Consider the following 20,888-nt stretch of genomic DNA (forward strand, 5'->3'; position numbering starts at 1 on the left):
ACGCGCCGGGGCTCAGTCCGCGAGCCCCGGCGCGCCCCATACCGGGAACCAGCGCGACAGGTCCTCCTCCAGCCGCAGGTCGTTCGCCACGAGCGCCTTGACCTGGAGTTCCAGGGCGCTGTCGCGCTTCTCGCCGGGAAGCGGGCAGAACGGGTAGAAGCTGCCGCGCTTGTAGAGGTACACCAGCGCGAGGGTGCGGCCGGCCGGGTCCTTGAAGCTGACCAGCGAGCACAGCAGCTGGGGTCCGAAGCCCTGCTGTTCGAGCGCCGAGTTGATGGCGTGCAGGTCGGTGACGAGGTCGGTGGTCTCCTCCGGACCGTGCCGGGACAGCAGCCAGGTGTAGCCGTAGCCGTCCTGGCTGGTCTCGACCGTCGGCAGCAGGGCGCGCAGGTCCTGCTGGATCTCGGCGAACGCGCCGCCCTCGACCGCGGCGAAGCAGACCGCGCCCATGCCGGTGGGGCGCAGGTCGCTCGCCGCCTGGAGGGTGATCGCGGCGGAGGTGAGGCCGAAGAGCTGGTCGAGGTCGGGGCGGACCGGCTTGCTGCGGCCGAGCAGCACATCGAGCAGGCCCATCAGCGGCGGTCCAGTTCGCGGGTGATCTGGCTGAGCTGCTCCAGCCGCCGCTCCAGCGTCGGGTGGGTGGAGAGCAGCTTGGAGGCGGTGGAGCCGGCGCTCAGCGCGGGGGCGAAGAAGAACGCGTTGAACGGCTGGGACCTGCGCAGGTCCTCGGTGGGGATGGCGGCGATCTGGCCGCTGACCTTGGTGAGCGCGGAGGCCAGCGAGGAGGGGCGGCCGGTGAGCAGCGCGGCGCTGCGGTCGGCGGACATCTCGCGGTAGCGCGACAGCATCCGGGTGAGCAGGAAGCTGATCGCGTAGACGACGGCGCTGACCAGCGGGATGAGGATGATGAGCGCGCTGCTGTTGGGATCGCGGCTGCGCCGGAAACCGCCGAAGAGGGCGACGCGGGTCATCATGCCGGCCAGCACCCCGAGGAACGACGCGATCGTCATGACGGCGACGTCCTTGTGGGCGACGTGCGACATCTCGTGCGCGATGACGCCTTCCAGCTCGTCGGGCTCCAGGCGGCGCAGCAGGCCGGTGGTGGCGCACACCATCGTGTTCTTCTTGTTCCGCCCGGTGGCGAACGCGTTCGGCACGTCGGAGTCGGCGATCGCGACCTTGGGCTTGGGCATGTCGCCCAGGGCGCAGATGCGGTCGACGACGCCGTGCAGCTCGGGGGCCTGCTCGGGGGTGACCTCACGGGCGCCCATGCTGAAGGCGGCGATCTTGTCGCTGAACCAGAACTGCGCGATGAACAGTCCGCCCGCGATGAGGAGGATCATCGGCCAGGCGCCGCGCAGCAGAGCGAGCAGCACGCCGACGAAGACGACGTAGAGCAGTCCGATCAGGAACATCGTGACGACCATGCGGGTCGTCAGTCCCCGGTCGGGGGCGAAGCGGTTACGTGGCATGGCCCCTCCCGAGTCGTACGGGGCGCGCGGGTCGCTAGGCCGCGGCCCGTCGTACTCCCGAGGTTGGTGAACAGGTGCGCCTGTCGGCTACCTACCCAACGATGCAACGTCTCGGACGTCCCGCCCGGTTCCACTTCCACCACGGCATTCGGGTGGTCTTGCCCACAGCGGTGCTCCGGACGGGCTACGACCCACGCCCCAGGGGTCAGGCGCGCACGTCGAGGACGAGCTTGCCGGTGGTGCGGCGGGCCCGCAGGTCCTCGTGGGCGCGGGCGGCGTCGGCCAGCGGGTGGACCGCGCCGATCAGGGGGCGCAGCCGGCCCTCGGCGGTCATGGCGAGCAGCTCGTCGAGCGGCTCGTGGTACATGCCGGGGCGGCCGAGGCAGTGCGCGAGCCAGAAGCCGATGACGGCCCGCGAGCGGCCCATCAGCCGGGCGGGCTCGATCGGGGTCGGCGGGACGCGCGAGGCCATGCCGTAGGTCACCAGGCGGCCGAAGGGGGCGAGCGCCGCCAGCGAGGCGTCGAAGACCGGGCCGCCGGTCATCTCCAGGACGGCGTCGACCTTGTGGCCGCCGTTCGCCTCGACCAGGCGCTCCTTGAGGTCCCGCGGGTCGGCGTCGACGGCCGTGTCGGCGCCCAGTTCCAGGGCGAGCGCCCGCTTCTCCTCGGTGGACGCGGTGGCGATCACCCGGCCGGCGCCGAACTCCTTGGCGAGCTGCACCGCCAGTGAACCGGTGCCGCCGGCCGCCGCGTGCACCACGACGCTCTCGCCGGGGGCGAGCCGCGCGCAGGTGCGCAGCAGGTGCCAGGCGGTCACGCCCTGGATGACCAGGGCGAGGGCCTGCCCGTCGCCGACGCCGTCGGGCACGTCGTGGGCGAGGCGGTCGGCCACGAGCGCCTTCTCCGCGTAGCCGCCGTTGTCGGTGAGGGCGACGACCCGCCGGCCGTCGGCGGTACGGCCGACCACCTCCGCGCCGGGCACCATCGGCAGCGAGGAGGCCGCCAGGTAGCTGTTCTCGACGGTGTGGGTGTCGGCGTAGTTGACGCCCGCGGAGTCGACCTCGATCAGGAGCTGTCCGGGCTGCGGGACGGGGTCGGGCAGTTCGGTGAGGCGCAGCACCTCGGGGCCGCCGAACTCGGTGATCTGGATCGCGCGCACGGTCGCCACTCCTCCGGGTGGGGCGGTGCCCGCCGGGTGACGGGAACCTCGACCCCAGAGACTACCGACTGGTCGGTATGTGCCGCACCCGGGGCGCCCGGGTGTCGCCCGGATGTCGCCGCCCGGCCCCGCGATCCGGGCGCCCCGGGGCGCCCCGGGCGCCCCGGGCCGATCGGCGGATGGGCGGCTCGGCCGATCGGCCGGCGGTCTGCTGGGCGGACCGCTCAGGCGGCCGGCACCGGGCGCGCGGGCGGCGGACCCACATAGCGGGCCAGCGGGCGGATGATCTTGCTGTCCTCCGCCTGCTCCAGCACGTTGGCGCTCCAGCCGACCATCCGGGCGGCCGCGAAGGTCGGAGTGAACATCTCCCGGGGAAGTCCGCACAGCTCCATGACCACACCGGCGTAGAACTCGACGTTGATGTGCAGGTCGCGGCCCGGCTTCAGCTCGGCGAGTATCGCCTCGGCCCGCTCCTCCACCTGGAGGGCGAAGTCGACCAGGTCGCCGCCGAATTCGCGCGCGATGGCCTTGAGCATCCGCGAACGCGGGTCCTCGGTGGTGTACACGGGGTGGCCGAAGCCCATGATCCGGTCGCCGGCGAGCACCCGCTCGCGCAGCCAGTCGTCGATCCGGTCCGGGGTGCCGATCGCGTCCAGGGTGTCGAGCGCCCTGCTCGGCGCGCCGCCGTGCAGCGGCCCCGACAGCGCGCCCAGGGCTCCGACCAGGCAGGCGGCCAGGTCCGCACCGGTGGAGGCGATCACCCGCGCGGTGAACGTGGACGCGTTGAAGCCGTGGTCGACCGTGGAGATCAGATAGCTCTCCACCGCCCGCGCCTGGGCCGCCTCCGGCTCCCGCCCGGTCAGCATGTACAGGTAGTTCGCCGCGTACGGCAGGTCGTCGCGCGGCTCGACCGGCGCCAGGCCCTGCCCGAGCCGGTGCAAGGCCGTCACCAGCGTGGGTACGGCGGCGCACGCGGCCAGGGCGTCGGCCCGGCGGCGTTCGGGGTCGATGTCGTACACCGGGCGGAACCCGGCGGACGCCCCCGCCAGCGACAGCGCGGTGCGCAGTCCCGCGAGCGGCCCTGACAGCGCCGTGGAGCGGGCGATCGCGGGCAGCGCGTCCGCGACGTCGGCGGGCAGGTGCCGCAGCTCCGCCGTGCGGGCCCGGAACGCGGCCAGCTCCGCCGCGTCCGGCAGCGCGCCGTGGAACATCAGGTGCCACACGTCCTCGAAGGTGCGGGTGCGCGCCAGCTCCACCGCCGAGTACTCGCGGTAGTGGTAGAAGCCTTCGGCCCCTCGCACGTCGCCGATGGATGTCTCGGTGACGACGACGCCCTTGAGACCGCGGGGTACGTCGATCGGGGCGCTGGGCTCGGTGGTCGGCATGGTCTTCCTCCTTGGGTATGTACGTGACTGTCCATGATTGATTCAGGAGTGTCAATGTTGATTGAATCAATATGATGGGTGGTCGAGTACAGATACGGTGGGTCCATGACGAGGGAGCAGCCGGAGCAGGCAGGACGGCCGGGACCGCGGGACGCGGGCACGGACAGCGCGGAGAGCGTCGACAGGACGGGCGGGGGCACCGCCCCGGACCCGGCCGGCGCGCCGGCCGACGCGGTGAGCGGCCTCCTGGGCGGTCCGGCCACGGAGGAGCGGATCGGCACCCGGGAGGCGGCACGGCGGCTCGGGGTGAAGCCGGAGACGCTGTACGCGTACGTCAGCCGCGGGCTGCTGGACAGCCGCCGCGCGCAGGGCGGCCGGGGCAGCACCTTCGACCCGGAGCAGGTCGCGGCGCTGGCCAGGCGCGGGCGACCCGCGGCGCAGCCGGACCCGGCGGGATCGGGCCCCGGCGCGGCTGCGGGCGGCGGCATCACCGAAGGCTGGGGCCGGCTGCGCACCGGGATCACCCTGATCGACTCCGACCGGTACTTCTTCCGGGGCGTCGACGCGGTCGGCCTCGCCGGGACGTACGGCTACGAGGAGGTCGCGGAGTGGCTGTGGACGGGGGTGCTGCGGCCCGGCACACGCTTCACCGCCGCCCCGGCGCCGCTCGCCGCGGCCCGTACGGTGGCCGGCGCGCTGCCCGCCGGGAGCGGTCCGATGGACCGGCTGCGGGTGGCCGTCGCGGCGGCGGCGAGCGCGGACCCGTTGCGCTTCGACCTGTCCGGGCCGGCCGTCCTGGGCACCGCGCGCAGCCTGATCGCGACGCTGGTGGACGCGCTGCCGCCGGTCGGCCGCCCCCACGAAGGCGACGGCCCGCTGGCCCTGCGGCTGTGGCCGAAGCTGACCGCGGCCCCCGCGGGCGAGGCGGCGCTGCGCGTCCTGGACACCGCGCTCTCGCTGCTCATTGACCACGACCTGGCCGCGTCCACCCTCGCGGCACGGGTCGCCGCCTCGGCCCGCGCGCACCCGTACGCCGTCGTCTCGGCGGGGCTCGGCGCCCTCGACGGGCCGCTGCACGGGCAGGCCAGCGCGCTCGCCCACCGGATGCTCGCCGAGGTCGCGGCGCAGGGCGGCGCGGGTCCGGTCGTCGCGGAGTACCTGCGGGCCGGGCAGCGCGTTCCCGGCCTCGGCCACCGGCTCTACCGGGGCGAGGACCCCCGGGCCCGTACCCTGTTCGCGCTGCTCGACGAGGTGCCCGCCGCCGCGTCCGCGCTCGGCGCGGCCCGCGATGTGGTCGCGACGACCGCGGCCCGCCACCGCGACCTGCACGCCAACGTGGACCTGGCGTTGGGCGTGCTCTCCGTCTCCCACGGGATGCCGGCGCAGGCGGGCGAGACCGTGTTCGCGGTCGCCCGTACCGCCGGATGGATCGCCCACGCCTTGGAGGAGTACGCCGAGCCCCCGCTGCGCATGCGCCTGATCGGCGCCTACACCGGCCCGCGGCCCGGACGCCCCCTCCCCCGGGCCGGCCAGGACTGACGGGGCCGGGACTGACCGGGGCAGGACGACCGGGCCGGGAGGGCATGAGGGTCGGCCGTGTCGCCCGGTTCAGACGCCGGTGAGGCGGGGGACGCGGCCGACGAGTTCGGCCCACTCCGAGTCCGTCTGGCCGGGCACCATGCGGCCGGCGGACTGCCATTGGGCGACCAGGGCGGCGAAGAGGGGCGCGTCGCGCGCCTGCAGAACCGTTACGCCAGCGGGGGCGGGAGCGTTCCCCGACCGCCAGGCCGCCGGCGCCCCGGTGGGCGGGGCCGCGGCGGTGCCGCTGACCGTGAGATCCTGGCGAATCCACTTCGTTGCTGCCATACGCCGATCAACGAGGACAAGTCAGGTGCGCCACTGCGGCGGCGGGCGCGGCACACGAACGAGTGACAACGGCACCGCGCGGACCCGGAATTTCCGGCGGGCACCGCCCGTTCTCCTGCCATGAGCACTGTAGAGCTGACCAAGGAGAACTTCGACGAGGTCGTGTCCGACAACGACTTCGTCCTCATCGACTTCTGGGCCGCCTGGTGCGGACCGTGCCGGATGTTCGCGCCTGTGTACGACCAGGCGTCGGAGAAGCACGGCGACCTGATCTTCGCGAAGGTCGACACGGAGGCGCAGCCGGAGCTGGCCGCCGCCTTCCAGATCCAGTCGATCCCCACGCTGATGATCGTGCGCGACAAGGTGGCGGTCTTCGCCCAGCCCGGCGCGCTGCCCGAGCCGGCGCTCGAGGACGTCATCGCGCAGGCCCGCGCGCTGGACATGGGCGAGGTGCACAAAGCGGTCGCCGACGCGCAGGCCGGCGAGGCCGGCGACGCGGCGGGCGGCGCTTCCGCGTAGCCCGCGGCCGCGGCGGAAGCCGTCGGTGCGGCCGGACCGGTCGGCAGGGTGCCGAGCGGGTGCCGAGCCGATGCGGACGGAATGACGCCGACCGGGACGGCGCTTCGGCGCCTTCCGCCCTGCCCGAGCCGTGCTCCCCATCGACCCCGGGTGCCCCTCTCCCCTCCGTGGGGGAGGGGCACCGTTCGCTGTCCGGCCGCGGCGGCCGGAGCCGCCGCCCGCGCGGGCGGCGGGAATTGTCAGAGGTCGCACCTAGGGTCGGGGTATGGAAAGCGTGGTGGCGGTGGTGCCGGACCCGGTGGGGTCCGGTGGTCGGCTGTGCCCGCTCGGCCCGGACGGGCGGCCGGTCGGGGCCGGCGAGACGGCCCCCGATCTGGCCGCCGCGGTGGCGCGGCGCGAGGCGGCCGAGCGGCCGCGCTGGGTGTGGGCGGCCACCGACGAGATGTACCCGCGGCTGCTGGAGCGCGCCGCGGTGCGGCCGGCGCGGTGCCATGACGTGAAGCTCGTCGAGTCGCTGCTGCTGGGGATGGCGGGGCGGCACGGCCGGCCGCGGTCGCTCGGCGCCGCGTGGGCGCGGCTGCGGGACCTGCCCGAGCCGCCGGACGCGCCCGAGCCGGGCGCCGACGACCAGCCGGTGCTGTTCGCGGCCGACCGGCACCATCTGCCGCAGGACACCGACCCGTTGACGGCCCTGACCGCCGTCTACGCCGACCAGCGGCGCCGGATCGCGGCGAGCGAGCACCCGGACCGCACCCTGCTGCTGTGCGCCGCGGAGTCCGCGGGCGCGCTGGCCGCGGTGGAGATGGGCCAGGACGGCCTGCCGTGGAGCGCGGCCGTCCACGACGAACTCCTCACCGGCCTGCTCGGCCCGCGCCCGGCCGGCGGCGCCCGCCCCGCGATCCTCGGTGACCTCGCGCTGCGCATCCAGCAGGAGCTGGGCCGCCCGGTCAACCCCGACTCCCCCGCCCAGGTGCTGCCCGCCTTCGCCCGGGTCGGCGTCCAGTTGCGCACCACCCGCTCGCACGAACTGCGCGAGGTCGGCCACCCCGCCGCCGCCCTGCTGCTGCGCTACAAGGAGCTGTCCCGTATCCACGCCGCGCACGGCTGGGCGTGGCGCGAGGCGTGGGTGCGGGCGGGCAGGTTCCGGGCGGAGTACGTGGTCGGCGGGGTGGTGTCGGGGCGGTGGGCGACACGCGGCGGCGGCGCGCTGCAGATCCCGCGGCTGCTGCGGGGCGCGGTGGTCGCCGACCCGGGGTACCGGCTGATCGTGGCGGACGCCGGCCAGCTCGAACCGCGGGTGCTGGCCGCGATGTCCGGCGACCCGGGGCTCGCCAGGGCCTCCGCCGCCGGCGACCTCTACGCGGCGCTCGCCCTGGACGCCTTCGCCGGTGACCGGCCACGCGCCAAGATCGCCCTGCTCGCGGCGATGTACGGGCAGACCAGTGGCGAGGCCGGGCAGCTCCTCGCGGTGATGCGGCGCCGTTTCCCCGCCGCGCTCGCCCTGGTGGAGGCCGCGGCCCGCACCGGCGAGGCGGGCGGCGTCGTACGCTCCCAGCTCGGCCGTACCTCGCCCACGCCCTCGGCAAGTCGCTTCATCGACACGGAAGGCGGCTTCGCCGGGGAGGCCGCCGACCCGGGTGACGCCTCCGCCCTCGATCAACGCGCCGCCCGCTCCTGGGGGCGCTTCACCCGCAACTTCGTGATCCAGGCCAGCGCTTCGGACTGGGCGCTGGCCATGCTCGCCGCGCTCCGCCGCCGGCTCACCGCGATCGGCCCCGAGCCGCGTCTGGTCTTCTTCCAGCACGACGAGGTGATCGTCCACGCCCCCACCGAACTCGCCCCCGCCGTCGAGTCGGCCGTCGCCGCTGCCGGCGACGAGGCCCGCCGCCTGGTGTTCGGCCCGACCCCGGTGCCGTTCCCGCTGGAGACCCTCGCGGTCGAGTGCTACGCGGACGCGAAGTAGCGCCCCGGAGCAGCGGGTTCGCGTCCCGCCACCCCCAGCGCCCGACCCCGACGCCAGGGGTCAGGCGGTAGGGGCGGCGGGGACCGTGCGGACGGTCACGCCGGCCGTGGTCAGGGCCGACAGTTCGTCCTGCGGGGCGCGGTCGTCGGTGACGACGGTGTGCAGCGCGGTGACCGGCACGACGAAGGCGAGGGCGGTACGGGAGAACTTGGCGGCGTCGGCGACCGCGATCACCCGGCGGGCGGAGGCGATCGCGGCACGCTTCACGGCGGCCTCGGCGAGGTCGTAGGCAGTGAGCCCGTCGGCGGCGCTCAGCCCGCAGCAGCCGAGCACGGCGGTGTCGAAGCGGAGTGCGGCCAGGGCCGACTCGGTGAGCGGGCCGGTCAGGGCGAGTTCGCCGGGGCGGGGCTCGCCCCCGGGGATGATCAGCCGGAGCCGCGCCGCGCCGGTCAGCGCGTTGGCCGCGTGCAGGGACAGCGGCATCACGGTGAGCCGCCGCTGCTGAAGGACCCGCGCCACCTCCAGGCAGGTGGTGCCGCTGTCGAGCACGACGGTCTCGCCGTCGGCGACGAGCGCGGCGACCTCGGCCGCGATCCGCTGCTTGACCGCGCGGCTCTCGGTCTCCCGGAGCGCGAACGGCGGTTCCTCGCCGCGCAGCAGCAGGCTGCGGGCACCTCCCCGGTAGCGCTCCAGGACGCCTTGCCCCGCGAGGATCTCCAGGTCCCGGCGGACGGTCATCTCCGAGGCGCCGGTCAGGGCGGCCAGTTCGGCGACGCCCAGCCGGCCCTCCGCTCGTACCGCCTCGACGATCTGCCGGTGTCGCTCGCTGCTTGCCATGCCCCCATTGAACACCACGAACAAAATTGGTGTGCGATATCGGCAGTGACGAACACCAAGAATGTTTGTTATGTTCGCGGCCATGCAGCGAACCCTTCGTGCCGCCCGGGCGGCCACCTTCGCGTACTTCGCCCTGAACGGGTTCGTCCTGGGGATGTGGGTCGTCCACATCCCGGCGATCGAGCAGCGCGCGGGCATCAGCCACGCCGTGCTCGGCTCACTGCTGCTCCTGCTGGGCGCGGGGGCGTTCGCCGGGATGCAGCTGGTCGGCCCGCTCGCCGACCGGTTCGGCGCGCGCCGGGTCGTCCCGGTCAGCGCGGCGCTGTGCGCGGCGGCGGTCGCCCTGCCGGGCACGGCCACCAGCGGATGGGCGCTCGGCGCGGCGCTGCTCGTCCTCGGCTTCGGCAACGGCTGCCTGGACGTCGGCATGAACGCGCACGCCGTCCAGGTGGAGCGCGGCTACGGGCGGCCGGTGATGTCCTCGTTCCACGCGGTGTTCTCGCTCGGCGGGGTGGCCGCGTCGCTGGTCGGCGCCCGCACGCTCGGCTGGGGCTGGAGCGCGCCGGCCACGCTGAGCGGTACCGCCGGGGTGTGCCTGGTCGCCGCCCTGCTGGTCGCGCCCGCGCTGCTGCCCCGGCAGCAGGCCGCGACTGCGGAAGCGCAGGCACCCGACGCGGATACGGGTGCGCCGGCCCCCGACGCGGCCGGGACCGGCACCGTTGCCGCCGCGAAGCGGACCCGGCGCCGGGTGCCCGGGCGGATCTGGCTGCTGGCCGCGCTCGCCTTGATGGTCATGCTCTCCGAGGGCGCCGCCAACGACTGGAGCGTGCTGGCCACCCGGGACGTCCTGCACGCGTCGCCGGCCACCGCCGCCTTCGCCTACGGCTGCTTCGCCACGGCCATGACGGCCGGACGGTTGCTCACCGACCGGGTGGCGGGGCGGTTCGGCCCGGTCGCGGTGGTCCGGTGGGGCGCGGGCACGGCGGCGGTCGGGATGGTCGCGGTCGTCTGCTCGCCCTGGATCGCACTGGCGCTCGTCGGCTGGACGGTGTTCGGCATCGGCCTGTCGGGATGCGTGCCCCAGCTCTTCAGCGTGGCGGGCCACGCGGACCACGAAGCCGCGGGCGCCAACGTCTCCCGGGTGGCCGGGCTCGGCTACCTCGGCATGCTCGCCGGCCCGGCGGCCATCGGCGCGCTGACCCGGATCGTCCCCCTCAACGTGGCGTTCCTGCTGCCCTTGCTGCTGTGCGCGGTGGCCGCGGCCGCGGCCGGCTCGCTGCGCACCCCGCCCGAGGCGGCCACCCCGGACCGGACCGCCCAGGCGCCGGCCGCCCCCGCTACCCGAACGGCGGCCCCGTAGCACCACGCGGCTCACGTCCGCCCGGCTCACGCCCGCCCGGCTCACGTCCACGCGGGTCACGTCCACGCGGCTCGCCTCCGCCCGGCTCACGTCCCCGCAGCTCACCTCCGCCCGGCTCAGCTCCGAACGCCGCGCGGGCCGGCATCGGGAACTCCGCCCGCAGGTGGGCGCCTTGGGCGCGCGGCACCACCACGAGGCTGCCGTCCTGCGCGGTCGCGATGTCCCGTGCGATGGACAGGCCCAGGCCGGAGCCGCCGGTGTCACGCCGGCGGGCGTGATCGAGACGGGCGAACCGGTCGAAGACGGTGGCGTGGTGCTCCGGCGGGATGCCTGGGGCCGTCGTCGGTGACGTCCGGCACGGCCCGGGTCCCGGACCTGCCGAGGGCGACGCCCACCTCCGTGGCCGCGTACCGGACGGCGTTGTCCACGAGGTTCGCCACCAGGCGGCGCACCTGCTCAGGCGAGCCCCGCACGGGGACCTCCGGGGTGAGGTCGAGGGTGACCCGCACGTCCAGCCGCGGGCGGCGGCGCGCGGCCTCCTCCGCGACGAGCTGTGCGAGGTCCACCTCCTGCCTGCGCGGCGGTTCGCGGGCGTCGAGCCGGGCTGGCAACAGCATGTCGGAGGTGAGCGACTGGAGCCGCGCCACGCCCACGCCGCCCGTCCTTTCCCGACGTCGCCGCCGTGCCCTCGGCCGTATCCGGCCCGGCCCACGGAAGGCAGACCGGCGGACCGGCGGAAACTCATCGGGGGCAGTGACGGGGGCCGGCAGCCGGTGGGTTGCCGGCCGGGCCGTCAGTTGTCGCCGGCCGCGTCCTTCTCGGCAGCCGAGGCCGCGGCGTCCGCACCGTCCACGAGCTTGCGCATGTGGGCCAGTTCGGACGCGGACGGCGCGGGCGGAGCCGATGCCGTGCCGGACGCGCCGGGGGCGGCCGCGTGGTCGTGCTGCCCGCACCCCGCCAGCAGAGCGGCTCCCAGAACGACCGCGGGCAGTGCCGACAACGCCCCTTTGCGCGCGGTCACTTCGCTGCCGGCTTCGAGGCGTACCCCTGTGCGCCGCACCAGGTCCGCACGGCGTCGAGGTCGCTGCTGCGCTGGGTCAGGGTCGGCACCAGCGACTTGCGGAACGTCAGCCTGTCGTTGAGGTAGGTCTCCACGGCCGTCTGGCCCTTGCTCTGCGCGGCACTCACCCGCTTCTGCAAGCGGGCGACCGAACCGCGCTTCGTGGCCGGGCCGTTGAGGCGGGCCAGCGCGCGGTCGATCCGGGCGTCGATGGCCGGCACGCGCTTGCAGAGGCGCACCGCCCCGTCCCTGGAACCGCCCGCGCCCTTGGTGGCTCCCGTCCCGGCCGAAGTGCTCGACGTGGCACCGGGCGTCGCCCCGCTTCCGGTGTCCGCCGCCGCGCTTCCCGCCGCCCCGAGCACCGCCGCCATCGCCGCGGTCGCCGTGACCGCGCTGCGGAACCTGCGCATCGTCCTGCTCCCTTCGCTCCGCGGGCCCTTCGCCCGCCGGCGCGGTCACCGTAGGAAGGCTTTTTGTGGAAACCATGTGGCCGTCCGGCGCCCGCTCCCGCGCGGATGTCAGGCGGGCGGCGGGCCGGAGAGCCAGTCCCGGCGGCGGGGCAGGACGAGGGTGTCCGCGTCACCCGCGGCACCGGCGGGCAGGTCGAGGACGATGGCGGTGCCCGGGCGCCCGTCGGGGCGGCCCGCCGCGGCCACGGTGCCGCTGTGCAGCGCCGCCTGCTGGCCGACCAGTGCCAGACCGAGGCCGGAGCCGGGGCTGCCGGGGCGGCGGTGGAAGCGGCGGAAGACGTCGGCACGGGCCGCCGGGGGTATGCCGGGACCGTGGTCGGCGACGGTGAGGCGGACCGTGGCCCGGTCGGCGGACGGCCGCAGCAGGACCTCGACGGCCGCGGTGCCGTCGCCTCCGCGGCCGTGCACGGCCGCGTTGGTGAGGAGGTTGTCGACCGCGGAGCGCAGTCCCTGCGGCCAGCCGTACACCGCGCAGCCGGGCGCGAGGTCGAGGGTGACCCGCGCGGCCGGGTGGGTACGGCGCAGGTCGGCGACGGCGGCGCCGACCACCTCGGCGAGGTCGACGCAGCCGAAGGACCCGGCCTCGACCAGGTCGCCGTCCGCGAGGGCACGCAACATGACGAGCAGCCCGAGCAGCCGTTCGTGCTCGGCACGCAGGTCGGCGACGATCTCGGCGCGCTCGGCCGCACCCGGCGCGGGCGTGCCGTCGAGCACGTCCAGGTTGATGCGCATGCTCATCAGCGGCGTGCGCAACTCGTGCGAGGCGTTGGCAGCGAACGTACGGGCTGTGGCGAGGGCTTCACTGCTGCGGGCGGCCTGCTCGTCGTACCGGGCCAATACGGTCGTGAGGGTGCGGGCGAGGTCGTCGATCTCGGGCACCCGGGTGGGGGTGTGGTCGAGCCGCGCGGTGCGGGCCCGGGGGTCGATCCCGGCGGCGCGGCGCTGGAGGAGCAGCAGCGGGCGGGCGAGCCGGGTGGCGGCGAACCAGGCCGCGGCGCCGGCGACGGGTGCGGTCAGCAGCGCCACGGTGAGGACACGGCGTCGCACCTGACCGATCTGCGCCTGGCCCGCGGTGTCGCTGCTGAAGACCCACAGCGTGCCGGACGCGGCGGCGCGCACTCCGCGCACGGGCACGGCGAGCACCCGCCAACTCTGGCCGCCGGCCCGCACGGTGACGGGGCCGGCGGCGCTCGCGGCGGACGGCAGCGGCGCGGAGCCGGCCGGCTGCGGGCCGCCGGAGACGGTGCCGCCGGAGCCGGTGACCCGGATGCCGACGTCGAGCGCGGAGCTGAACAGCTTGCGGCTGCGGGCCTCCTCGACATCGGGCGGACGGTCGTTGGCCATCGCCCGCAGCAGGTCGCGGGCCTGCGGTTCGACGTCGGCGGCACGCTGCCGCAGGTGCGCGTCGGCCTGCCGGTGGATGTCGCCCGCCACCAGCCGCACCATGATCCAGCCGGAGGAGATCACCAGCACCGGGACGAGGAGGCCGACCGCCACGGCGATCCTCGTGGACAGCCTCACCGGCCGGCGTCCCGCCCGGCACCGGCGACGTCCCCGCCGTGCCCGCCCCCCGGTTCGTCCGGGCCCGCCGCGTCAGCGCGCAGCACGAAGCCGACTCCGCGGACCGTGTGCAGGATGCGCGGCCGCCCGCCGGCCTCCAGCTTGCGCCGCAGATAGCTGACGAAGGTGTCGACGGCGTCGGAGCGGACCGCGAAGTCGTAGCCCCAGACACGGTCGAGGAGTTGGTCGCGGGTGAGCACCAGGCCGTGGTTGCGGGCAAGCACTTCGAGGAGTTCGAACTCCCGGCGGGTCAGGTCGAGCGCGGTACCGTCGCGGCTGGCGGTGCGGGCGGCGGGGTCCAGGACGAGGCCGCAGGCACACACCTGGTCGTCGGGGCGAGGGGGGCGGCGGCGCAGCAACGCGTGCAGCCGCAGCACCAGTTCCTCCAGCGCGAACGGCTTGACCAGGTAGTCGTCGGCGCCGGCCTGGAGCCCGGCGACGCGGTCGGCGACCTCGTCGAGGGCGGACAGCACCAGCACCGGCAGGTCGTTGCCGGCACCGCGCAGCGTGCGGCAGACCTGGATGCCGTCCACGTCGGGCATGGAGATGTCCAGCACCAGCAGGTCCGGTGGCGTGCGTGCGAGCAGTTCGATCGCCTCCGCTCCGCCGCCCGCCTCGGCGACGGTGAAACCGCGCAGCCGCAGCGCGCGGCCGAGCGAGCGGCGGATCGCCGCGTCGTCGTCCACCACCAGGACCCGCCCGGTCGGTGCCCCGCCCTCACCGCCACCCGGGCCCGTCCCGCCGCGGCCCGTACCGTACGCGTCCGCCCCGGACGCGTCCCTGCCGCTTCCGTCTGCCGCTGTCCCGCTCATCCGAACGACCCTCCGCTATCCGGCAGCGGTCATGGTCGCATCGCACGGGCCGGGACCGCACGCCGGGGAGCGGGAAGCCGCGTACCGGGCGTCCGCCGTCGGAGCCCGGTACGCGGGGCCTCACCCCGCGTACTGCGCGAGGATGCGGGTGAAGTCCCAGGCCTGCTGGGACACTCCGGAGCAGGTGTCGTCGTTGGGGTACGCGCCGGGGCACGGCCGGTCGCGGTTGGCGGACCAGAAGGTCAGCCGGGCCAGGTGGTGGGCCTGGGCGTAGCCGAGGATGGTGCGGAAGTCGTCCAGGGTGACCGTCTCGTTGTTGTCGGTGATGCCGTTCATCGACGAGATGCCGCTGTGCCGGTACGCCACGTCGTCGCTGTAGCCGTAGGCGCTCTTCAGGGCGTTCTTCAGCCCGTCCGCGGCCTGCTCGGTGAGGGTGCCCATGTTCTGTCCGGCGCCGCCGAAGTCGAACGGCATGATGGTCCACGCGTCGACGGTCAGGCCGGAGGCGGCGGCCTTGTTGATCAGTCCGGTGTCGGGGCCCGACTGGCCGGTGCCGATGGTGACGTAGACGGTCAGCCCCGGGTTGTCCGCCTTGACGGTCTTGAGCGCGTCGACCACCCGCTGCTGGACGGTGCCGTTGCTGTAGGCGTCGGCCTCGATGTCGATGTCGATCGCCTTCAGGCCGTAGGCGCTGATCACCTTCTGGTAGGCCCCGGCGAGCGCGCTCGCGCTGGTGCAGGACTGCTCCAGCTTGTTGCCGCTGTAGCCGCCGAAGGACGGGACGACGTCGCCGCCGGCCGCGCGCACCTTGTCGATGGTGCTCTGGTCGACCCCGCCGGTGAGTGAACGGCTGCCGTCCCACTGGGGGTTGCAGGTGCCATTGCTGAGCACGAAGGCGAGGGTGAACCACTTCACGCCGGTGGCGTTCATGATCGTGGTCGGGTCGGGCGGGTTGCCCCAGCCGTTGTACAGGTAGGGGGCGACCGCCTGGACGCCGCTCGCGGGCGGTGGGGTGGTGCCGCCGCCGGTGGGCAGCGTCCACTTCTGGTTGGCGGACCCGGCGCAGGTCCAGATCTGCAGCCGGGTGCCGTTGGCGGAACTCGGGCCGGTGGCGTCCAGGCACTTGCCGGAGCCGGTGTTGACGAGTGCGCCGTTGCTCGCGGTCCACTGCTGGGCGGCGGAACCGTTGCAGTCGTAGAGCTGCACCGGCGTGCCGTCGGCGGTGCCCGCGGCGGTGACGTCCATGCACTTGCCCAGCGCCTGGAGGGAGTTGTCGGAGCCGACGGTCCAACTCTGCGCGGTGGTGCCGTTGCAGTCGTAGAGCTGCACCGCGGTGCCGTTGGCCGAACTCGCCGAGGCGACGTCCACGCACTTGCCGCCGTAGCCGGTGATGGCGCCGGTGGCCGCGAACGCGCTCTGGGCCGGGCCGAGGGTGCTCAGCGCGCCGGCGGCGAGCGCCGCGCCGGCGAGGATTCCGGTGGTCTTCCGCATCAGCCCGTGTACGTCCACTTCTGGTTGGCGGCGCCGGTGCAGGTCCAGATCTGCAGCCTGGTGCCGTTGGCGGAGCTGTTCCCGGTGGCGTCCAGGCACTTGTTCGCCGCCGGGTTGACGATGTCGTGGGCGCTGTTGACCACCCATTGCTGGGCCGCGGTGCCGTTGCAGTCGTAGAGCTGCACGGGTGTGCCGTCGGCGGTGCCGGCCGCGGTCACGTCCAGGCACTTGCCGAGCGCCTGGAGGGTGCCGCCGGTGGAGGTCCACTGCTGGGCGCCGGTGCCGTTGCAGTCGTAGAGCTCGACGGGCGTGCCGTTGGCGTTGTTCGCGCCGGTCACGTCGACGCACTTGCCGCCGATGCCGGTGATGGCGCCGCCGGTGCCGCCGCCGGAGGAGTCGCTGGTGGTGACGTGGACGTAGTCCACGACGAGTTGCTGCGGGAAGGAGGTGCTGCCGTCGGGGTCGCCGGGCCAGTACCCGCCGACCGCGAGGTTGAGGATGATGTAGAAGGGGTGGTCGAAGACCCAGCGGTTGCCGCCGAGGTCGGCGGGGGTGCGGGTCTCGTAGACCTGGCCGTCCACCGACCAGGAGATCGAGTTCGGCGCCCAGTCGACGGCGAAGGTGTGGAAGGCGTCGGAGAAGCTCTGGCCGCCGGGCAGCGTGTAGCCGGCGCCGATGCCGTTGGAGCCGGAGTAGCCGGGGCCGTGGATGGTGCCGTGCACGGAGCCGGGCTCGAAGCCGACGTTCTCCATGATGTCGATCTCACCGCTGTTCGGCCAGCCGACCGACCCGATGTCGTCGCCGAGCAGCCAGAACGCGGGCCACATGCCCTGTCCGCGGGGCAGCTTCATCCGGGTCTCGAAGTGGCCGTACGCCTGGGTGAACTTCTGCGGGGTGGACAGCCGCGCCGAGGTGTACTGGCAGGTGCCGTACCAGCACTGGTAGTTGGCCGGGTTCTCCTTGCGGGCGGTGATCACCAGGTCGCCCTGCCCGTCGAGCGCCGCGTTCTGGGTGCCGCTGGTGTAGTACTCGCGCTCGTGGTTGTCGACGTTGTCGCCGGTCTCGTAGCCCCACTTGGAGCTGTCGACGGCGCTTCCGGCCGGGCCGTTGAAGTCGTCGGTGAAGGTGGCCGCGGCGGGGGACGCCGCCGCGGGCGCGGCCGAACTGCTCGCGCTCGTCGCGGCGGCGGCCTGCTGGAGCCAGCCGAACAGCAGCAGCGCGGCCACGGCGAGCAGCGCGAAGGGACGGATACGCCGGGTGCGGGGTGGTGCCGACATGCCGGACTCCTCGGTCGGTGGGGGGCGGGGCAGCGATCGAGCGGGCAGATTTGGTCATGCCCCTGACACGCGGTCGGCCGGGACCGGGAGCGAGGCGAGGGACGCCACTCGCGTGCTGGGGGAAACGCTGTGGGGGGAACATGGGGAACGCTCGGGGCGAACGGGGCCACCGAGACCCCGGAAAGACTTACGCCACGTCTTAGTTCAGGACGTGATTTAAATGGCGAACCTGTGAGTCGTCAAGAGAAACGGCAAAGGTCCGTACCTTAAAGTTCCCCGCGGCGTACCAGCACGGCGAGCACGGCGGCACCGGGAATGAGCGGCAGCCACGTGGTGAGCAGGCGGTATCCCAGCACGGCCGAGGTCGCGGCGACCCCGGAGGCGCCCGCGGTGACCAGCGCCAGCGCGAGGGCCGCGTCCAGCGAACCGATCCCGGCCGGCGTCGGCAGCCAGCCGGCCGCGGTGCTCGCGCACAGGTACGCCACCATCACCCCGCTGACCGGCACCGGCGCGTGCACCGCGCGGATCACGGCGGCCACCACCGCGCCGTGCATCATCGGGAAGGCGAGCGAACCGCCCCACAGGGCCGCCACCCTGGACCGGTCGCGGTGCACCGCCCGCACGTCGTGCGCGACCGAGGCGACGAAGCCGCGCAGCCGCGCGCCGAGCCTGCGGGCGTACCGCAGCAGCAGCACGATCCCGGCCAGCGCGGCGCCGCCGCCGACCGCGAGCAGCACGGGGTGGTCCGGCAGCGCGGGCCGCCCGGAGACCACCCGCCGGATGTGCAGCGCGTCGGGGAAGACCAGCAGCGCCACCAGCAGCAGCACGATCCGCCCGGCCACGGCCGCCGCCGCGCGCACCGCGAGGGCGGCCAGCGCGGCGGTGGGGGTCATCCCGCGCCGGACCAGGAACCGCAGGTTCACCGCGTTGCCGCCGACGCCGGCCGGCAGCACGTGGTTGGCGGCCGAGGCGGCGAACTGCGCGGCCAGCAACCGCCCGGGCGGGACCGGACGCAGCACCGCGCCCTGGAGCGCGACGGCGGAGAAGACCCAGGTCATGACCGCGGCCAGGCAGGCCACCGCGAGCCACTCGCCGTCGGCGGAACCGAGCTGCCCGGCCCCGGAGTTGATGAGCGTCCACTTGCTGGCCAGCAGCACCGCGACGGCGGCGAGCGGCAGCACCATCGCCGTCGAACGCACGGAAGCGCGCTGCCACAAGGCTCCATCGGTGCGTGCGACGGACACGGCGGCTCCTCGGCGCGTGGGGACGGCACGTCCAGGCTAGGACGTCACGGACCCGCTCTCCTACCCGCGCAGGGCCACTTGGGTCAACGCGCCGGGGAACATCAGCCGACGGGACGACTTCGCCGCCCCGCAATGGACGACTATGCGGCCGCCGGCGCCCCCGAACGGCCCGGACGCGGAGCGCGGATACGGGGGCGGACACGGGCGCGCGCCGGCCGCCGGTCCGCGGGACGCGCGGACCGGCGGCTCTTCCCTCAGCGCGACCGGGCGGTGGTGAGAGGTCCACCACCCGGCCGTTTCGGGCAGCGGATCAGGCGGCGGGCGCCGTCCACTGCTGATTGGCGGCACCGGTGCAGGTCCAGATCTGCAATCGGGTGCCGTTGGCCGAACTCGGCCCGGTGGCGTCCAGGCACTTGCCCGAGCCGGTGTTCACCAGCTCGTTGTCCGGGCCTCTGGTCCACTGCTGGGCCGCGGTGCCGTTGCAGTCGTACAACTGCGTCTGGCTGCCGTCGGCGGTGCCGGCCGAGGTCACGTCCAGGCACTTGCCCAGCGCCTGGAGAGTGTTGCCCGAGGCGGTCCACTGCTGGGCGGCGGAGCCGTTGCAGTCGTAGAGCTGCACCGCGGTGCCGTTGGCGGAGCTGCCGCCGGCCACGTCGGCGCACTTGCCGCCGTAGCCGGTGATCGCGCCGGTGTGGCCGGGGCTGGTGCCGCCGCCGCTGCCCTGGGTGCCGGACCAGGTGAACGTCGCCGAGGCGCCCGCGGGCATGGTGTAAGTGAAGTGCTCGTTGCCCCAGTTGACCGTGACCGGCTGCGCGGAGGTCGACTCGTTGTAGGCGACCAGGGCCTTGGAGCCGTCCGGGTTCTTCCACGCGACGTTGCGGATCGTGGAGTTGTCGTCGGAGCTGATCCGGTGCGCGCCGGCCCGCACGAACTTCGTCAGCTGGCCCATCGTGTAGTACTCGATGGTGTAGTCGACCTGCCCGCTGCGGCTGTCGCCGTTGTGCACGGTGACCAGGCCGGTGCAGGTGCCGCAACCGCCGTTGTGCGGGCCCATGTTCTGATCGACCGCCAGGCTCCACTTGACCCAGCTCTGGCCCCAGTTGCGGGTGTAGTCGATCAGGTTCTCCATGTCCTCCTTCTGCTGGTTGCCGATCCAGGTGCCGCCGGAGTGCTCGGTGTCGAAGTCCGGCACGTTCGGGTACTGGTTGTGGATCGTGGTCTGCTCGCTGGTGCTGCCCTCGTAGCCGTGCCAGGCGATCCCGCCGAAGTTGGGGTCGTCGCGGATGGATTCGTCGTCCACGGTGGGCGCGGCGAAGCTGTCGTACGAGTCGGGGTTCCAGTCCAGCGCGAGCACCTTCGTGGACAGGCCGGCGGTGTGCAGCGCGGGCAGCAGGTCGTTCTTGGTGAAGTACGCCAGCCCGGAGCCGTTCCAGTTCGCGCCCGGGTAGTCGCCGCCGACCGTCGGCTCGTTCTGCACCGACACGTAGTCGATCGGCACGCCCGCGGCCTGGTACGCCTGGATGTACTTCACGAAGTACTGCGCGTAGGCCGCGTAGTACTGCGACTGGAGCCAGCCCTGCACGTAGCTGCCGTTGTCCTTCATCCACGGCGGCGGGGTCCACGGGGTGGCCATCACCGTGACGTCCGGGTTGATCTGCTCGGCCTGCTTGGTCAGCGGCAGGACGTCCGTCTGGTCGTGGGCGATGGAGAAGTGGGCGAGCGTCGGGTCGGTCTGGCCGGCCGGCATGTCGTCGTACGTGTAGTTGTTGCGGGCCAGGTCGGAGGCGCCCATCGGGTTGCGCAGGAAGTCCAGGCCGATCCCGTTGACCGGGTCGAAGAGCTTCTGCATCACCGAGTCGCGGGTGGAGGCCGACAGGGCGCCGCTGGAGTTGAGCAGATAGGCGGCGGTGTCGGTGAAGGACGCGCCACCGCCGGTGAACTGCTGGTACTGCGTGCCCTCGTCCACCGTGACCTGCTGGCCGGAGCCGCCGGTCCCGGCGGCGAAGGTCAGCGGGGCCTGCTGCTCCAGGCCCTTCGTGACGTTGCGGCCACCGGAGTCGTTGGTGGTGGTGAGGTACACCTGGACGCTCTCACCGGCCGCGTGCGCGGTGGCCGGCATCGCGAGCATGGGGGCGACGGCCGCCGCGGCCGCCGTCACCACCCCGACGAGGGTGCGCCGCATACGGGTTCTGCCCGCGCGGGGGCGCGTTGCTGCGCTCATGGTTCGTTGCCTTTCTCGGCAATGATGGCATGGGCCTGACATTTCGTCCTACGGGCCGTGCACCATCTGTCCGGGGCAACCGTGCAGCGAGGGGGCCCACACGCTTGTTCCCGTACTTGTTTCACGGCTTATATCGCGACGTGATTTAACTCGCGCTCCACAAGGCCGTCAAGGTGTCGAACGCGGTTCAGA

20 protein-coding genes are annotated in these 20,888 nt (G+C 74.0%); 4 read left to right on the top strand and 16 right to left on the bottom strand.

All coding sequences use genetic code 11. The features are described 5' to 3' along the window. Nucleotides 1-12: 12 nt before the first annotated feature. The 4 genes from pspAB to OG896_RS04610 form a co-directional block, all read right to left on the bottom strand. Complete coding sequence (gene pspAB, locus OG896_RS04595) at nucleotides 13-573, bottom strand: PspA-associated protein PspAB (RefSeq protein WP_328472049.1); 561 nt, start codon at nucleotides 571-573, stop codon at nucleotides 13-15. Beyond that, the gene (gene htpX / locus OG896_RS04600; protein WP_329362616.1) at nucleotides 573-1,472 is read right to left on the bottom strand and encodes a zinc metalloprotease HtpX; all 900 of its coding nucleotides are present in this window, start codon (nucleotides 1,470-1,472) and stop codon (nucleotides 573-575) included. The genes pspAB and htpX overlap by 1 nt, the downstream gene beginning before the upstream one ends. A gap of 205 nt (nucleotides 1,473-1,677) precedes the next feature. After that, nucleotides 1,678-2,631, bottom strand: coding sequence for a quinone oxidoreductase family protein (locus OG896_RS04605; RefSeq protein ID WP_329362618.1), 954 nt, complete (start codon nucleotides 2,629-2,631; stop codon nucleotides 1,678-1,680). A 224-nt stretch (nucleotides 2,632-2,855) separates the two neighbouring features. After that, entirely contained in the window at nucleotides 2,856-4,016 is a 1,161-nt protein-coding gene (locus tag OG896_RS04610; RefSeq protein ID WP_328472043.1) for a citrate synthase/methylcitrate synthase, read from the bottom strand. Nucleotides 4,017-4,121: 105 nt separating this feature from the next. On the opposite strand from OG896_RS04610, the gene OG896_RS04615 reads away from it, so the two are divergent. After that, nucleotides 4,122-5,555, top strand: coding sequence for a citrate/2-methylcitrate synthase (locus tag OG896_RS04615; RefSeq protein ID WP_329362620.1), 1,434 nt, complete (start codon nucleotides 4,122-4,124; stop codon nucleotides 5,553-5,555). Between the two features lie 69 nt (nucleotides 5,556-5,624). Here the strand turns inward: OG896_RS04615 and OG896_RS04620 are convergent, their stop codons facing one another. Then, nucleotides 5,625-5,882: a hypothetical protein gene (locus OG896_RS04620; RefSeq protein WP_329362622.1), complete on the bottom strand. Its 258-nt coding sequence runs from the start codon at nucleotides 5,880-5,882 to the stop codon at nucleotides 5,625-5,627. A gap of 120 nt (nucleotides 5,883-6,002) precedes the next feature. On the opposite strand from OG896_RS04620, the gene trxA reads away from it, so the two are divergent. Continuing rightward, nucleotides 6,003-6,401 carry a thioredoxin gene (gene trxA / locus OG896_RS04625; protein ID WP_329362624.1) on the top strand — a complete coding sequence of 133 codons (399 nt, stop codon included), beginning with the start codon at nucleotides 6,003-6,005 and terminating at the stop codon, nucleotides 6,399-6,401. Between the two features lie 265 nt (nucleotides 6,402-6,666). After that, complete coding sequence (locus OG896_RS04630) at nucleotides 6,667-8,364, top strand: bifunctional 3'-5' exonuclease/DNA polymerase (protein WP_329362626.1); 1,698 nt, start codon at nucleotides 6,667-6,669, stop codon at nucleotides 8,362-8,364. 60 nt (nucleotides 8,365-8,424) lie between these two features. Here the strand turns inward: OG896_RS04630 and OG896_RS04635 are convergent, their stop codons facing one another. After that, a complete protein-coding gene (locus OG896_RS04635) occupies nucleotides 8,425-9,201 on the bottom strand; it encodes a DeoR/GlpR family DNA-binding transcription regulator (RefSeq protein WP_329362628.1) in 777 nt (258 codons plus the stop codon). Between the two features lie 82 nt (nucleotides 9,202-9,283). On the opposite strand from OG896_RS04635, the gene OG896_RS04640 reads away from it, so the two are divergent. Further along, nucleotides 9,284-10,561, top strand: coding sequence for an MFS transporter (locus tag OG896_RS04640; protein WP_329362630.1), 1,278 nt, complete (start codon nucleotides 9,284-9,286; stop codon nucleotides 10,559-10,561). On the opposite strand, the gene OG896_RS40395 is transcribed toward OG896_RS04640, so the two are convergent. From OG896_RS40395 to OG896_RS04685, 10 genes are all read right to left on the bottom strand, one after another. Further along, nucleotides 10,539-10,889, bottom strand: coding sequence for an ATP-binding protein (locus tag OG896_RS40395; RefSeq protein ID WP_443057226.1), 351 nt, complete (start codon nucleotides 10,887-10,889; stop codon nucleotides 10,539-10,541). The genes OG896_RS04640 and OG896_RS40395 overlap by 23 nt on opposite strands. Further along, entirely contained in the window at nucleotides 10,822-11,214 is a 393-nt protein-coding gene (locus tag OG896_RS04645) for a hypothetical protein (protein ID WP_329362631.1), read from the bottom strand. Before OG896_RS04645 ends, OG896_RS40395 begins: the two co-directional genes overlap by 68 nt. A gap of 140 nt (nucleotides 11,215-11,354) precedes the next feature. Beyond that, entirely contained in the window at nucleotides 11,355-11,561 is a 207-nt protein-coding gene (locus OG896_RS04650; RefSeq protein WP_329362633.1) for a hypothetical protein, read from the bottom strand. 17 nt (nucleotides 11,562-11,578) lie between these two features. Beyond that, complete coding sequence (locus OG896_RS04655; protein WP_329362635.1) at nucleotides 11,579-12,031, bottom strand: hypothetical protein; 453 nt, start codon at nucleotides 12,029-12,031, stop codon at nucleotides 11,579-11,581. Between the two features lie 108 nt (nucleotides 12,032-12,139). After that, complete coding sequence (locus OG896_RS04660; protein WP_329362637.1) at nucleotides 12,140-13,612, bottom strand: sensor histidine kinase; 1,473 nt, start codon at nucleotides 13,610-13,612, stop codon at nucleotides 12,140-12,142. Beyond that, a complete protein-coding gene (locus OG896_RS04665; RefSeq protein WP_329362639.1) occupies nucleotides 13,609-14,463 on the bottom strand; it encodes a response regulator transcription factor in 855 nt (284 codons plus the stop codon). The genes OG896_RS04660 and OG896_RS04665 overlap by 4 nt, the downstream gene beginning before the upstream one ends. 120 nt (nucleotides 14,464-14,583) lie before the next feature. Next, nucleotides 14,584-15,954 carry a ricin-type beta-trefoil lectin domain protein gene (locus OG896_RS04670; RefSeq protein WP_329362641.1) on the bottom strand — a complete coding sequence of 457 codons (1,371 nt, stop codon included), beginning with the start codon at nucleotides 15,952-15,954 and terminating at the stop codon, nucleotides 14,584-14,586. After that, complete coding sequence (locus OG896_RS04675; RefSeq protein WP_329362643.1) at nucleotides 15,954-17,231, bottom strand: RICIN domain-containing protein; 1,278 nt, start codon at nucleotides 17,229-17,231, stop codon at nucleotides 15,954-15,956. The genes OG896_RS04670 and OG896_RS04675 overlap by 1 nt, the downstream gene beginning before the upstream one ends. Nucleotides 17,232-17,497: 266 nt before the next feature. Further along, complete coding sequence (locus OG896_RS04680) at nucleotides 17,498-18,475, bottom strand: lysylphosphatidylglycerol synthase domain-containing protein (RefSeq protein WP_329362645.1); 978 nt, start codon at nucleotides 18,473-18,475, stop codon at nucleotides 17,498-17,500. Between the two features lie 310 nt (nucleotides 18,476-18,785). Continuing rightward, entirely contained in the window at nucleotides 18,786-20,696 is a 1,911-nt protein-coding gene (locus OG896_RS04685) for a ricin-type beta-trefoil lectin domain protein (protein ID WP_443056934.1), read from the bottom strand. Nucleotides 20,697-20,888 lie beyond the last annotated feature (192 nt).

The sequence above is a fragment of the Streptomyces sp. NBC_00669 genome (assembly GCF_036226785.1).
GTDB lineage: Bacteria > Actinomycetota > Actinomycetes > Streptomycetales > Streptomycetaceae > Actinacidiphila.